Genomic DNA, 13,404 nt, shown 5'->3' on the forward strand with positions numbered 1-13,404 from the left:
GACTGCCCTCTCAATGAATGAGGTAGCTGAGGCCGGAGATGGTGCGGCCTCACGACTTCAGCTCATACCATGCGACGCCGCTCCCATCCACGGTGCACCCTACGGCGCTTTCCGCGATGAAGTAATTCATACAGGCCACGGCCTCGCCCGTGGCGAGACTCAGTTGCTGCCCGTCCTGCTCATCGATGGCACGGTGGAACAAGGCGGGGAACACGTCCACGATGCGCTGCGGCCCGCCCGTCAGCGACTGGCGCAGCCGTTCCAGCGCCCGCTCCTGACCGGCGCGCAGCGAGCCCAGGCGTTCGTGCAGCCCGTAGAAGGGTTCATTGTGCGAGGGCAGCACCAGCACATCGGCGGGCACTTCCCGCGCCAGCTTGTCCAGCGACTCGAACCACTCCTTGAGCGGATTGGCCTGCGGCTCGGTGGCGAACACCGACACGTTCGACGAGATGCGCGGCAGCACCTGGTCGCCCGCAACCAGCAGTTTCAGGCCGGGGCAGTACAGGCAGGCATGCTCCGGCGAATGGCCGCCGGTGGTGATGACCCGCCAGGCGTGCGCGCCCAACTGCAGCAGGTCGCCATCCTGCAGGCGCCGGAAGCTCTCGGGCAGCGCATGGATGTGCTTGCCGAAGCTGCCGAAGCGGCTGCGGTAGCCCTCGATGGCTGCCTCCGACCAGCCCGCGCGGCGGTGGAACAGCACGCCGTCGGGCGGCGCCTCGCGGTTCGTGTCGGCGTGCATCACGCGGCAGCTCAGGTATTCCAGGCGGCTCATGTGCAGCGGCACGCCAGCGCGGCGCGTGAACCAGCCTGCCAGCCCGATGTGGTCGGGGTGCATGTGCGTGGTGTACACGCCCTGCAGCGGTCGCGCCAGCGGCCCCTCACCCATCAGCGCCAGCCAGTCGGCCACGGTGGTGGGGTTGTTCAGGCCGGTGTCCACCAGCACCCAGCCATCGTGCGTGTCGATGGCCCAGACGTTGATGTGGTCGAGCCGGAACGGCATGGACAGCCGGATCCAGCGCACGCCGGGGGCGACCTCGACCGTGTGGTGCGACGCCGGGGGCTCGAAGGGGTAGGTCAGCGCGGGGGTGTCTGGCTTCGTCATCGCATCAGGTTATATGCCAGTGAGCCCGCCCGTGCACAGCAGGGTCTGGCCGCTCACGTAGTCGGACTCGGGAATGCAGAACAGGTAGGCCGCGCCGGCGGCCTCCTCGGGCGTGCCGGCCCGGCCCAGCGGAATGTTCCGCTCCATCGCTGCCATCAGGTCCGGGTTCACGCCCACCTTGATCTCGCGTCCCTCGACCTGGATGGCGGCGTCGGAATCGGCGGTGGCCTCGGTCATGCGGGTGCGGATGAGGCCGTAGGCCACGCAATTGACCGTGGTGTTCAGGCGCCCCCACTCCTTGGCCAGCGCCATGGTCAGGCCCACGATGCCCGCCTTGGCGGCGGAGTAGTTGACCTGCCCCGCATTGCCGAAGACGCCCGAGACCGAGGAGACGTTGACCACCTTGCGCACCACACGGCGGCCGGCCTCGGCGTCGGCCCGGCTCAGCGCGCGGACCACCGGCTGCGCCGCGCGCAGGATGCGGAACGGCGCGGTCAGGTGCACGTCGATCATCGCGTCCCACTGCGCGTCGCTCATCTTCTGGATGACGTTGTCCCAGGTGTAGCCCGCGTTGTTGATGAGGATGTCCAGCCCGCCAAACGCGCCGGTGGCCGTGCCGATCAGCCGGTCGGCGAAACCGGCTTCGGCCACGCTGCCGCAGCAGGCCACCGCCTCGCCGCCCAGCGCGATGATCTCCTCGCGCACGGCCATGGCGGGTTCGTCGTCGAGGTCGTTGAGGACGAGCCGGGCCCCTTCGCCCGCGAGCTTGAGGGCCATCGCCCGGCCAATACCCCGGCCCGAGCCGGTGACCACGGCCACCTTGCCGCGCAGTTTTTCCGACATGGTGTGCTCCTCCTGTTTACCGGGCGGGTGCCGCCTCGGCGTCGTAGGCGCCGGCGCTGCCTTGCTGGCGCAGGACGGCGCGCTGGATCTTGCCGGTCGCCGTCTTGGGCAGGCTGTCCATCTGGCGCAGGTAGCGCGGCTTGGCGAAGCGTGGCAGTTGGGCGCTGGCCTGGCGGACGATGTCCGCCATGTCCAGCGCCGCTCCCTCGCTGGGCACCAGGGCGAGCATCACCTCGTCCTCCCCGCCCGCGCCCTGCGCCGGAACGGCGTAGGCCGCCACTTCATGGACGCCGGGCAACTGGCCCACCACGACCTCGACCTCGGTGGCCGAGATGTTCTCGCCCCGGCGGCGGATGCAGTCCTTGATGCGGTCCACGAAGGTGATAAGCCCCTGTTCGTCCCGCGTGCCTGCATCGCCCGTGTGGAACCAGAGGTTGCGCCAGGCCTCGACCGTTTTCGCCGGGACGTTCAGGTAGCCCGCCATGAAGCCGAAGGGCACCTTGGGCCGCACCAGGATTTCGCCCACTTGCCCGGCCAGCACCGGCACATCGGTCTCGGGGTCGGCGATGCAGATCTCGAAACGGTCCTCGTGCGCCCAGCCGGCCGCGTTCGGCGCAGCGTGCCCGATGCGCCCCCAGATGGGAATGCCGACCTCGGTCATGCCGAACCCAGACAGCACGTCCTTCACGCCGAAGCGCTCGCGGAACACGGCCTCGTGCTGGGCCGGGTTGGGCGCGCTCAGGCTGGCGCGCAGGCGGTGGTCGCGGTCCTGCTCCGTGGGCGGCTGGTTGATGACGAACATGGCCGTCGTGCCCAGGTGGTTGGTCAGCGTGGCGCCGCTGCGGCGGATGTCGGCCAGCCAAGTGCTGGCGCTGAACCGCTGCTTGAGGAAGGCCGGTATGCCCGCCAGCACCGTCGCCCCCAGTTGCATGAACAGACCGTTGGCATGGAACAGGGGCAGGCAAATGTAGTACTTGTCGGCCTCGGTGATCTCCAGGCTGCGTATCGCCCCCAGCCCGAGCAGGGCGCAGTGGCAGTGCGGCATCAGCACGCCCTTACTGGGCCCGGTAGTGCCGGAGGTGTACATGATGCAGAAGATGTCCTCGGGCCGGGGCGCGGGGCCTTCCCACGGCGCGCAGGCGCTGCTGTCCATCCAGGCCACCTGCCGCCAGCGTTCGGGCACGGCGGCGGGCGCGTCGCCCACCACGACCAGGGTGCGCAGGTGGGGCAGCTCATCCGCCAGGCTGGCGACGTGCTCGACCAGCGCGGAGTCCACCACGATGGTGGCCAGTTGGCAATCGTTCAACTGGTGGCGGAGGAAGGAGGAACGCAGCTCGGTGTTGAGCATCACCGCCGTGGCCCGCAGGTAGCCGATGCCGAACGTGGTCGCCACCATGGCGCAGCTGTTGGACATGAAGACGCCAACGCGCTCTTCGGGCTGCACGCCCAGTTGGTGGTGCAGGAAGCTCGCAAACCGCTGGCTGCTGGTGAACGCCTGCCCCACGGTGAAGGCGATGCCCTGGCTGTCCTCCAGCCAGGGCGCTGCGGGGCGGCTGGCGGCCCATTCGCGCAGGGCATCGGTCAGCGTGCATGCGTGGGGTTCGTGGATGCGGCTGTACATGGCCTTCTCTTTCAGACTTCGAGATCCTGGAGCCAGGGAACGTGGGCCAGCGCCTCCGAGGGCATGGGCTCCAGCTCCGAGCCCATCAGGCCGTTCCAGCGATTGAACCAGCCGACCATGGCCACGCAGGACACGATCTCGACGATTTCCTCCTCGGAGAAGACCTGCCGGGCCTGGTCGATGGCCTGGCCCGGTTCGCGCACCGGCAGGCTGCCGCCTGCGGTGGCGATGGCCAGCGCCTTGCGCTCCTGCTCGGTGTACCGAGGGTCGTCCCGGTAGGACGGCAGCGCGGCCAGCTTGTCCCAGCCCACGCCCAGGTGGTGGGCGGCGTGGACGAGGTGCGTCGTCGTATAGCGACAGCGCGCACCGCGCGCGGCTTCCGCGGCGATCAGGAAGCGCAGCGCCTGGGTGAGCTGCCCGTCGCCGCGCAGCGTCACGCTCAACAGCTTGAGCAGCGCGGGCACCACGCCGGGTTTGCGCGCCATGGTCAGCAGCGCATTCGGGCGGTAGCCGACGAAATCCACCAGCTCTTCGAGCACGGGGTCGCGCGAGCGGGGGTCGCTTTCATGCAGGGGCGCGATGCGCGCGGCGGTGCGGGCGTTCATGGGCATGCCTTGGATTGGGGTTTGCATGGGCACGGAGCGGTCACGCCGCTGCGCCCGTCGTGATGAGGCCCTCGACGTGGGCGCGCTGCGCGTCCAGTTCCTGGGCCGTGCCGGACCAGGCGACCTGGCCATGGTCCAGCACGTACTGGCGGTGGGCCAGCTTCAGGGGCACCTTGAGGTTCTGCTCCACCAGCACGATGCCGGTGCCCTGGCGATGGACTTCGCTGAACACGCGGACCAGTTGGTCCACGATGACCGGCGCCAGCCCCTCGGTGGGTTCGTCGAGCAGCAGCATGCGCGGGTTGCCCAGCAGGGCGCGCCCGATCGACAGCATCTGCTGCTCGCCGCCGGAGAGCTGGTCGCCGCCGAAGTCCAGCCGTTCCCGCAGGCGCGGGAAGGCGTCCAGCACCCGGTCGAGGGTCCAGTGCCCCGGCTGGTGGGCCAGCGCGCCGATCTTGAGGTTCTCCAGCACCGACAGGTTGGGGAAGATGCGGCGCGTGTCCGGCACCAGCGCCACGCCGAGCTTGGCGATGGCCTCCACGCCCAGGCCCGAAATGTCCTGCTCGCCCAGCAGGCGCCGGCCGGCCACCAGGGGCATCAGGCCGACCAGGGCCTTGAGCAGCGTGGTTTTGCCTGCGCCGTTGCGCCCGACGATGGCGACGATTTCATGGAAATCGATCCGCACGGAGATTTCTTCCAGCGCCAGGGCCTGGCCGTACCTGACGCTGGCTTTTTCGAGTTCGATCACTGCGCGTCCTCCCCAAGGTAAATCGACCGCACCGCTTCGTTCCTGCGGATGTCCTCGGGGGCGCCGCAGGCGATGACCGAGCCGTTGCTCATGACCACGATTTCGTGGGACAGCGACATCACCGCATCCATGTTGTGCTCGATCAGCAGCACCGTGCGCCCCTGCGCGGCCTTGCGGATCAGGGCCAGCGCGGCCTGGATCTCGTGGTGGCCGATGCCCGCCAGCGGTTCGTCCAGCAGCAAAATCCTGGGATCGGGCAGCAGGGTCACGCCCAGTTCCAGCGAGCGCTGCAGGCCGTAGGGCAGCGTGCCCGCGACGTCGTCGCGGTGGGCCGCCAGCCCCGTCAGCTCCAGGATGGCATCCAGCTGCTCGCGGAACTGCCGGTCGAAGTGGCGGCTCATCCAGAAGGGCTGGAACCCGGGCCGGCGGGACTGGGCCGCGACCAGCAGGTTCTCGGCCACCGTCATTTCGCCGAAGATCTTGATGATCTGGAAGCTGCGCCCGATGCCCATGCGGGCCCGTTCGTAGGCGGGGCGCTGGCTGATCTCCCGGCCGCCGCAGTACACCTTGCCCGCATGGCGCATCTGCCGCCCGGCCAGCACGTTCAGCAGCGTGGTCTTGCCCGCGCCGTTGGGTCCGATCAGGCCGTAGATGCAGCCCTCCAGGAATTCATGGCTGACGTCGTTGACCGCCTTCAGGGCGCCGTAGCTGACAGTCACGCCCTCGCACCGCAGTGCTGCCTGGCTCATCGCGCACCTCCGCGCCGGTTCTTCTGGTAGGCCGCGAAACCCTGCTCCAGCTCGCCAACGATGCCGCGCGGGAAGAAGATGGTTGCAAGGATGAACACCAGGCCCAGCACGCCGTACCAGTACTCGGTCCAGCTGCTCAGCCATTCCTTGAGCACCTCGAAGGCGATCACGCCGACGGTGGCGCCCCACAGCGAGCCGGAGCCGCCCAGCAGGGTCATGATGATCACGTCCCCCGAGGTGGTCCAGTGCAGCATCTGCGGGTTCATGTACATCAGCAGCGAGGCCAGCAGCGCCCCCGCCAGGCCGCTCAGGCCGCCCGAGATCACGAAGGTGATCTGCTTGTAGCGGTTGACGTTGAAGCCCAGTTGGTCGGCGCGGGTCTCGTTGCCACGGATCGCCGCGATCACGCGGCCGAACGGCGAACTGCGCAGCGAGATCACCGCCAGCATGACCAGGGCATACACGCCCAGCACGAACCAGTAGTAGTGGACGGGGTCGTAGAAGTCGATGCCCAGGAAGCCCGGGCGCTCCACGCCCGAGATGCCGTCCGACCCGCCAGTGAAGCCGCGCAGCTTGCTGTCCGCCAGGATGAAGATCAGCTGGGACAGCGCCAGGGTCACCAGCGCGAAGAAGATGCCGGACACCCGCAGCGCGAAGAAGCTGAACAGCAGGGCGAACGCAGCCCCCACGATGATGGCCAGGCCCACGCCGGCGGAGAAAGGCAGCCCGTATTTCTGCGTCGCCAGGGCCACGGCGTAGCCGCCCACCCCGAGGAAGGTGGCGTGCCCGAAGGACACCATGCCCAAAGCGCCGAACACGAAGTCGAAGCCGATGGCGAAGATCGCCCAGATGGCCGCCAGGGTGACCAGCTGGATCAGCGCTTCACTCGGGTTGAGGAAGGGCAGCAGGATGCCGGCCGCGGCCAGCAGCAGGCCGAAGCAGATGTCGAACAGGGAGAGTTTCATGCCGTCCTCGCCGCGCGGTAGAACAAGCCCTGCGGGCGCGTCAAGAGGGTGCCGATCAGCAGCACGAAGGTCATGATGTCCACCCAGCCGGGCAGGTACACGTAGCCCAGGGCACGCACCATGCCGATCAGCATGGACGCCGCGATCGCCCCCCGGATGTTCCCCAGCCCACCCAGGATCACGACGATGAAGCAGTCGATGATGGTGTTGGTCGCCATACCCAGCTCGATGGGGAACAGCGGCGCCGCGATCGCGCCCGCCAGGCCCGACAGGCCACAGCCCGTGGCGAAGACCGCCATGCGGATCGCGCCCACTGGCAGGCCCAGGATGCGCACCATTTCCGCGTCGCTGCTGGCGGCCCGCACGAGCATGCCGAAAGTGCTCTTCTCAAGCACCAAGTACAGGCCCGCCGAGACGAGAGCGCCGAACCCGATCACGAACAGCCGGTACATCGGGATCGTGCTGCCCAGCATGTCCACGGTGCCGTTCCACAGCGGCGGAATCGCCACCTCCTGGTAGCCGGGGCCCCAGACGAAGCGCACCACGTCGCTCAGGATCAGGATCAGGCCGAAGGTCAGGATCAGCTGGTAGAAGTGCGGGCGCTCGTAGAGCGGTCGCAGCGCCAGCTTCTCGATCACCGCGCCCGCCAGCGCGGTGAAGAACGTAGCGGCCAGCACGCCCATGAGGAACGAGCCCGTGCGCCGCCCCGTTTCATACGAGACGTAGGCGCCCAACATATAGATGGCACCGTGGGCAAAATTGATCACACCCAGCATGCCGAAGATGAGCGTCAGGCCCGCCGCCAGCAAAAACAGCAGCATGCCCAGGCTCAAGCCGATCACGATAGTTGACATAGCGATTCACCGAGTGCGGAAGGCCGGGGCGGCCTCCCGCTGCGGCCTTCAGTTCTTGCAGGCCTCGAACAGCTTCTCTTCGGGAAAGACCTTGGTGATCTTCATCGTCAGCGCGGGGGCTGGCGGGGTGCCCTGCACCACCTCGCCCCAGAAGCCCGGCTGCAGGGCCTGGTGGTCGCAGGCACGCATGGTCTTCTTGCCTTCCACGGAGTTCTCGCGGACGCTGGCGGCGAAGGCGTCCACCCACTTCTCCTTGTCCCAGGAGCCGGTCTTTTCCACCGTGTCCAGCCACCACGCCATGCCGTCGTAGGCCTCCCCGGCCGTCATGCTGGGGAAGATGCCGAACTTCTTGCGGTAGGCCTCGACGAACTTGCGGTTGGCGGCGGTGTCGATGGTGTGGTCGTAGCGCAGGCCGGAATTGACGCCCAGCGAGGCCGGCCCCACGGCCGCCGCCATGGTTTCATCGGCGGCCACGGGTCCGAAAAGCACCTTGCTCTTGCCCAGGTTCACCTGGCCGGCCTGCTTGAGCAAAGTAACCACGTCCGAGCCCGTCAGCATCAGCAGCACGCCGTCGGCGTCGGACTTGGCGATCTTGTCCACGATGGACGAATAGTCGCGGTTGCCCAGGGGCGGGAAGTCCTCACCCACGATCTGGATACCGTTGGGGCCGGTCTGCTGCTTGATCCACTCGTAGCCGTCACGGGTGGCCTGGTAGTCGGCGGTAACGATGTAGATCTTCTTGAGCTTCCTGTCCTGCATGTACGCCAGCGCCATGCGGTTTTCCATGCCCAGGTTGTTCGATGTACGGAAGGTGTAGCGGGAGCCGCCGGGCACGGTGATCTTGTCGTCCGCCGAGATGGTGACGAGGTGGGGCACCTTGCGCTGCTTGGCCAGGTTCATGACCGCCAGCGTGGAGGCGGAGCTGAGCGCACCGAAGATCATGTGCGAGCCCTCGGAGATCAGCTTGGTGGCCTTCTGCACGGCGGGCTGGGGCTTGGTTTCGTCGTCCTCCCAGGTGACTTCGATGGGCACGCCCATCACCTTGCCGCCGCGCTCCTCGACGGCGATCTGCACGCCCCGGCGCATGTCCTCGCCCAGCAGCCCGTAGGGACCGGAGAGCGACAGCACGCCGCCGATCTTGAACTTCTCGGGCTTGGACTGGGCATGCCCGTTGGACACCAGCCCCATGGCCGCCGCCGCGGCGACCACCATGCCCTTTTTAAACCATTTCGCAACGCTAACCATGATGTGTCTCCTGTCGTTGATTTGCATGTATTCCAGGTCAGCCGATGCGGGCGGAAATACCGCCATCGACCATGATTTCGGCGGACGTGACGTACTTGGATTCGTCACTCGCCAGCCACAGGGCCGTGGTGGCCACGTCCCATGCGTCTCCCATGTGGCCCATGGGGCACTGCCGGTCCCGCTTGGCCAGCATTTCCTCCTGCGACGCTTCCCGGTACCCGTCCGCCAGCGACAGCACGGGCTGTCGGACCATGGGCGTATTCATCAGGCCCGGCATCAGCACGTTCGAGCGGATGCCCCGCTTGGCGTATTCCAGGGCGACGCTGCGGGAGAAGCCGAGCACCGCGGCCTTCGAGGCGCTGTAGGACACGTAGGCCACGCCGCTGTCGCGCACGCCGGCTACCGAGCCGATGTTGACGATGCTCCCCCGGCCTTTCCGGAGCATGGAGGGGATCGCATGCTTGCAGGTCAGGAACATGGAGGTGAGGTTGATGTCGAAGACCAGGCGCCAGTCCTCCAGGCTCTGCTCGACGACCCCACCCAGGCGGGCGGTGCCGACGTTGTTCACCAGGATGTCGATGTCGCCATAGGTGGTCACGCAATCCTGGACCAGCGCTTCCACCGCGCCGGGGTCGGTCACGTCGCACTGGGCCACGCTCATGGCCCCGCCCTCTTCCCGCACGATCGACTCGGTCTCGCGCGCTGCGTCCAGGTGGATGTCGCAGCCATAGACCTTCGCCCCTTCGCGGGCGAACAACACGGCCATGGCCTTGCCATTGCCCCAGCCGGGCCCCGATGATCCGCAACCGGTGACCAGGGCCACCTTGCCTTCCAGGCGTTTCACCATGATCTCGTCCCTCAGTCCGCGCGCCCGTACAGGGTCACCACGGTGGCGCCGCCCAGGCCCGCGTTGTGCTGCAAGGCCAGGCGTGCACCCTCCACTTGGCGTGCTTCGGCGCTGCCGCGCAGTTGGTGGGTCAGCTCGTAGCACTGCGCCAAGCCGGTCGCGCCCAGCGGATGGCCCTTGGACAGCAGCCCGCCCGAGGGGTTGACGACGACCGCGCCGCCATAGGTGTTGCTGTCCGACTCGACGAAGGCCCGGCCCTCGCCGACGGCGCAGAAACCCAGGCCCTCGTAGCTGAGCAGCTCGTTCTGCGCAAAGCAGTCGTGCAGCTCGCACACGTCGATGTCCTGCGGTCCCACGCCTGCCGCCTCGTAGACCTGGCGGGCGGCCTCGCGCGTCATGTCGAAGCCCACAACGGAAATCGCGGACTTGTCGGCGAACGCGCCGGGGCGGTCGGACACCAGCGACTGCGCCAACACCTGCACGTTGGCGGAGAGGCCCATCTTCTGGGCGAACTTCTTGCTCACGAAGACGGCGGCAGCGGCGCCGCAGGTCGGCGGGCAGGCCATCAGGCGGGTCATGGCGCCGGGCACCAGGGGCGAGCTGGCCAGCACCTCCTCCACCGTCACCTCCTTGCGGAACAGCGCCAGCGGATTGCGCGCAGCGTGGCGGCTGGCCTTGGCGCGGATCCTGGCGAAGGTGTCCAGCGGGGTGCCGTACCGCTCCATGTGCTCGCGGCCCGCCGCGCCGAAGTAGCGGATCGCCATGGGCAGCTCGGGGTGGCCGAAGATCTCGTCCATGACCCCGTTGAAGTGGTCGAGCGGATCGGGCCGGTCGTCCCAGTACGCCCTCAGGGCGCCGGCGGGCATCTGTTCGAAACCCACCGCCAGCGCGCAGTCCGCCGAGCCGTTGGCCACGGCCTTGCGCGCCATGTACAGGGCCGTGGAGCCGGAGGAGCAGTTGTTGTTGACGTTGATCACCGGCACCCCGGTCATGCCGACCTCGTAGACCGCGCGCTGGCCGCTGGCCGAGTCGCCATAGACGTAGCCCGCATAGACGTCCTGCACGTCGGAGTAGGTGAGGCCCGCGTCCTGCAGCGCCTCGCGGATCGCCTGCGCAGCCATTTCCGGGTACGGCAGGTTGTCGCCGGGTTTCTTGAAAGGGGTCATGCCGACACCGGCAACGAGAACGGGCTCTTGCATTGCGATACCTCCGGGGTTGAATCACCAAACGTGCGTCAGGAAACCATGCGCTCCTGCGCGTGCCAATACTTCTTGCGGACTTCTTTCTTCAAGACCTTGCCCACCGCACTGCGCGGCAGCTGCGCGACGATCTCGACCTCCTTGGGCGCCTTGATGCTGCCCAGGCGGTCCTTGACGAACTGGATGAGCGCCTGCGGCTCCACGGACTGGCCCGGGCGCAGCTCGATGACCGCCCTGACGGCCTCGCCCCACTTGTCGTCGGGCACGCCGATGACGGCGCAGTCCTTCACGGCCGGGTGGGCCATGACGGCGGCCTCGACCTCGGACGAGAAGACGTTGAAGCCGCCCGTGACGATCATGTCCTTCTTGCGGTCAACGATGAACAGGAAGCCCTGCTCGTCGAAATAGCCCACGTCGCCCGTGCAGTGCCAGCCGTGGCGCTGCACTTCAGCCGTGGCCTCGGGGTTCTTGTAGTAGCCCTCGGTCACGATGTCGCCCTGCGCGACGATCTCGCCCACGGCCCCCGGCTGGGTGAGCAGGCTGCCGTCGTCGTCCATGACCGCCACCCGCGTGAAGGGGAAGCGGCGCCCCGCGCTCAGCAGGCGCTGGCGGGGCGCCACCTGCCCGTCGATGAAATGGTCCTCGACCCGCAGCACGGAGATCGCGCCAGGCACTTCCGCCTGGCCATAGATCTGCAGCATGACGGGGCCGAACACATCGATGGCCTCCGCCAGTTTGTCGGGCGACATGGGTGCGGCGCCGTACATGAGGTAGCGCAGCGCGGAAAAGTCGAAATCGCGGACGTTGGGCTGCGCCAGTAGCGTATAGATGACTGTTGGGGGCAGGAACAGCATGTTGACCCGCTCCTGCTCGATCACCTTGAGCAGGTTCTGCGGATCAATCCCGTCCATCAGGACAACGCGGCCACCGCGCGCCATGAAGGGCAGCGACACCAGCCCCGCCGTGTGGGTGATAGGTGCCGCCGCCAGCACGGTCATGCAGTCGGTAATGTTCATGGCCGACATATGGTTGGCCATGGTCGCCGTCAGGTTGCGGTGGCTGAGCATGACGCCCTTCGAGCGCCCCGTGGTGCCACCGGTACCCATGATCATGGCCAGCCCCCGCGGCTGCAGCGGCGCTGCGTACATCTCGGGCGGCTGGCCTTGGATCAACCGAGCAATCGACAGATCCGCCCCATCGGCCTCTTCCAGAGCTATGTAGTGACGAATGCGGGGGACCTTGCCGCGGATCTCGGCGACCTGGCTGATATAGCGGGCCTGATAGAAAAGGACGTCGCAGTCCATGTCCTGCAGGAACTCGATGTTGGTCTCCACGCTGTTGCGCGCATTAACGGGCAGCCAGACACCCCCTCCGCGCAACACCCCCAGCAGCGCCACGAAAGCAGCCCCGGCATTGCCGCTCAGCACTGCGCCGTGAAAACCAGGTGCGAGTCCCAAGGCCTGTAGCCCCCGTGCGATCTGGCACGTGAGCGCTCCCGCTTGCGCATAGGTGACGGCCGGGGTATCACGCCCGCAGTCCACGAAACAAGGCGCATCCGGATGGCTGGTAGCACCAGCATCGAAATAGTCCAGCAGATTCATTGCTGTGCTTCTCCGTTCAAGTCAAGTCTGGTTCGGTGGAACAGCTATCGCAGACAATTCACATGCCTGCGGCGGCGGCGTTCAGCTGGAGGCCTCTGCATTCGGTGATGCCCCTTGCATGCTGTTCAAGCGGTACCATTTCTTTTAAATTGGTACCATTAGACGCGCTCGATTGGTACCAAGTCAATTGACTTGGTACCATGTCTCATTAGGAGAAACCCGCATGAAAAAGAAGCTCACAGACGAAGAGTTCTTCGATGCGCTGACCCATCTGCTCCTGACGGAGGGGGTCAAAGGCCTGACCGTGGGTGAAATCGCCGCACGGCTGCACTGCTCGCGGCGGCGCCTCTACGACATTGCGCAGACGAAGGAAGAGATCTTCTGCGCCGTCGTGCAACGCTTTTTCGATAGCCTCCTGAGACAGGGCGAAGCACTGATCCACCGTGAACAGGATTTGACGACAGCACTCGCTGCCTACCTGGACGTAGGCGTCCAGGCGGCTAGTCGCATCGGTGTCCAGTTCCTGAAGGACGTCGAAGATTCAGCAGTTGCCAGAGGTATCTTCGATCACTACCAGCAGGTCCGTACCCTTAGGCTATCCCAACTCATCGACGATGGGGTACACCAGGGTGTCTTCGCACCCTGCCATGGGCTGGTCGTATCCGAACTCATTCTGGGAGCCGCACTAAGGCTGCGCCGCCCGGCATTCCTTGCCCAGGCCAATCTCACCCTTGAGGACGCATTCCAAGAGTTCTACCGGGTGCTGCTAGGTGGGCTACTGATCGACTCAGCCACACCAAAAGCGGCTCGTAGGGGCGTACGGGCAAGCCGAGCCACTTCGCAGCGCACCGTCACAAAGAAAGATACAGACCCTGATGAAGTCGGCACGATGCTAATTGCCGCCTGGAATCGCGGTTAGGGAAGGTCTGCACAACACCCGCTGCGACAAGCGCCGGCACGTGATGTTTCAAGACCTGCACGTTTTCCTAGTGGTTGAAGCTGGCAGTACTATGGTTGCCTGCCCG

General features: G+C 66.7%; 13 protein-coding genes. 1 reads left to right on the top strand and 12 read right to left on the bottom strand.

From position 1 onward, the window contains the following. Window positions 1-49: 49 nt before the first annotated feature. Genes IE209_RS04105 through IE209_RS04160 form a run of 12 tightly spaced genes read right to left on the bottom strand, consistent with a single transcriptional unit; the run spans window position 50 to window position 12,379 of the window. Entirely contained in the window at window positions 50-1,102 is a 1,053-nt protein-coding gene (locus tag IE209_RS04105) for an MBL fold metallo-hydrolase (RefSeq protein WP_016452555.1), read from the bottom strand. 9 nt (window positions 1,103-1,111) lie between these two features. Beyond that, the gene (locus tag IE209_RS04110; RefSeq protein WP_016452556.1) at window positions 1,112-1,945 is read right to left on the bottom strand and encodes an SDR family NAD(P)-dependent oxidoreductase; all 834 of its coding nucleotides are present in this window, start codon (window positions 1,943-1,945) and stop codon (window positions 1,112-1,114) included. A 16-nt stretch (window positions 1,946-1,961) separates the two neighbouring features. After that, window positions 1,962-3,566 (bottom strand): AMP-binding protein, encoded by a 1,605-nt coding sequence (locus tag IE209_RS04115; RefSeq protein WP_016452557.1) that lies wholly within the window; start codon window positions 3,564-3,566, stop codon window positions 1,962-1,964. An 11-nt stretch (window positions 3,567-3,577) separates the two neighbouring features. Continuing rightward, the gene (locus IE209_RS04120) at window positions 3,578-4,171 is read right to left on the bottom strand and encodes a carboxymuconolactone decarboxylase family protein (protein WP_016452558.1); all 594 of its coding nucleotides are present in this window, start codon (window positions 4,169-4,171) and stop codon (window positions 3,578-3,580) included. Window positions 4,172-4,211: 40 nt separating this feature from the next. Beyond that, window positions 4,212-4,919 (bottom strand): ABC transporter ATP-binding protein, encoded by a 708-nt coding sequence (locus IE209_RS04125; RefSeq protein ID WP_016452559.1) that lies wholly within the window; start codon window positions 4,917-4,919, stop codon window positions 4,212-4,214. After that, the gene (locus tag IE209_RS04130) at window positions 4,916-5,668 is read right to left on the bottom strand and encodes an ABC transporter ATP-binding protein (protein ID WP_016452560.1); all 753 of its coding nucleotides are present in this window, start codon (window positions 5,666-5,668) and stop codon (window positions 4,916-4,918) included. Before IE209_RS04130 ends, IE209_RS04125 begins: the two co-directional genes overlap by 4 nt. Further along, on the bottom strand, window positions 5,665-6,633 hold the full coding sequence (locus IE209_RS04135) for a branched-chain amino acid ABC transporter permease (protein WP_016452561.1): 969 nt from the start codon (window positions 6,631-6,633) through the stop codon (window positions 5,665-5,667). The genes IE209_RS04130 and IE209_RS04135 overlap by 4 nt, the downstream gene beginning before the upstream one ends. Continuing rightward, window positions 6,630-7,487 carry a branched-chain amino acid ABC transporter permease gene (locus tag IE209_RS04140; protein ID WP_016452562.1) on the bottom strand — a complete coding sequence of 286 codons (858 nt, stop codon included), beginning with the start codon at window positions 7,485-7,487 and terminating at the stop codon, window positions 6,630-6,632. Before IE209_RS04140 ends, IE209_RS04135 begins: the two co-directional genes overlap by 4 nt. A gap of 48 nt (window positions 7,488-7,535) precedes the next feature. Beyond that, window positions 7,536-8,732 carry an ABC transporter substrate-binding protein gene (locus IE209_RS04145; RefSeq protein ID WP_016452563.1) on the bottom strand — a complete coding sequence of 399 codons (1,197 nt, stop codon included), beginning with the start codon at window positions 8,730-8,732 and terminating at the stop codon, window positions 7,536-7,538. A gap of 37 nt (window positions 8,733-8,769) precedes the next feature. Then, a complete protein-coding gene (locus IE209_RS04150; protein WP_016452564.1) occupies window positions 8,770-9,579 on the bottom strand; it encodes an SDR family NAD(P)-dependent oxidoreductase in 810 nt (269 codons plus the stop codon). 11 nt (window positions 9,580-9,590) lie between these two features. Beyond that, complete coding sequence (locus IE209_RS04155; protein ID WP_016452565.1) at window positions 9,591-10,778, bottom strand: lipid-transfer protein; 1,188 nt, start codon at window positions 10,776-10,778, stop codon at window positions 9,591-9,593. A 35-nt stretch (window positions 10,779-10,813) separates the two neighbouring features. Beyond that, a complete protein-coding gene (locus IE209_RS04160) occupies window positions 10,814-12,379 on the bottom strand; it encodes an AMP-binding protein (protein WP_016452566.1) in 1,566 nt (521 codons plus the stop codon). Between the two features lie 223 nt (window positions 12,380-12,602). Between IE209_RS04160 and IE209_RS04165 the strand changes: the two genes are divergently transcribed. After that, complete coding sequence (locus tag IE209_RS04165) at window positions 12,603-13,298, top strand: TetR/AcrR family transcriptional regulator (RefSeq protein ID WP_016452567.1); 696 nt, start codon at window positions 12,603-12,605, stop codon at window positions 13,296-13,298. Window positions 13,299-13,404: the final 106 nt, after the last annotated feature.

The sequence above is a fragment of the Pseudorhodoferax aquiterrae genome (assembly GCF_014652235.1).
In the GTDB taxonomy this organism is placed as follows: Bacteria; Pseudomonadota; Gammaproteobacteria; order Burkholderiales; family Burkholderiaceae_C; genus Pseudorhodoferax; species Pseudorhodoferax aquiterrae.

Excerpts from the sequence above, each read along its gene's own strand:
- IE209_RS04105 (WP_016452555.1), bottom strand. The coding sequence starts at position 1,102 with ATGACGAAGCCAGACACCCCCGCGCTGACCTACCCCTTCGAGCCCCCG.
- IE209_RS04110 (WP_016452556.1), bottom strand. The coding sequence starts at position 1,945 with ATGTCGGAAAAACTGCGCGGCAAGGTGGCCGTGGTCACCGGCTCGGGC.
- IE209_RS04115 (WP_016452557.1), bottom strand. The coding sequence starts at position 3,566 with ATGTACAGCCGCATCCACGAACCCCACGCATGCACGCTGACCGATGCC.
- IE209_RS04120 (WP_016452558.1), bottom strand. The coding sequence starts at position 4,171 with ATGAACGCCCGCACCGCCGCGCGCATCGCGCCCCTGCATGAAAGCGAC.
- IE209_RS04130 (WP_016452560.1), bottom strand. The coding sequence starts at position 5,668 with ATGAGCCAGGCAGCACTGCGGTGCGAGGGCGTGACTGTCAGCTACGGC.
- IE209_RS04135 (WP_016452561.1), bottom strand. The coding sequence starts at position 6,633 with ATGAAACTCTCCCTGTTCGACATCTGCTTCGGCCTGCTGCTGGCCGCG.
- IE209_RS04140 (WP_016452562.1), bottom strand. The coding sequence starts at position 7,487 with ATGTCAACTATCGTGATCGGCTTGAGCCTGGGCATGCTGCTGTTTTTG.
- IE209_RS04145 (WP_016452563.1), bottom strand. The coding sequence starts at position 8,732 with ATGGTTAGCGTTGCGAAATGGTTTAAAAAGGGCATGGTGGTCGCCGCG.
- IE209_RS04150 (WP_016452564.1), bottom strand. The coding sequence starts at position 9,579 with ATGGTGAAACGCCTGGAAGGCAAGGTGGCCCTGGTCACCGGTTGCGGA.
- IE209_RS04155 (WP_016452565.1), bottom strand. The coding sequence starts at position 10,778 with ATGCAAGAGCCCGTTCTCGTTGCCGGTGTCGGCATGACCCCTTTCAAG.
- IE209_RS04160 (WP_016452566.1), bottom strand. The coding sequence starts at position 12,379 with ATGAATCTGCTGGACTATTTCGATGCTGGTGCTACCAGCCATCCGGAT.
- IE209_RS04165 (WP_016452567.1), top strand. The coding sequence starts at position 12,603 with ATGAAAAAGAAGCTCACAGACGAAGAGTTCTTCGATGCGCTGACCCAT.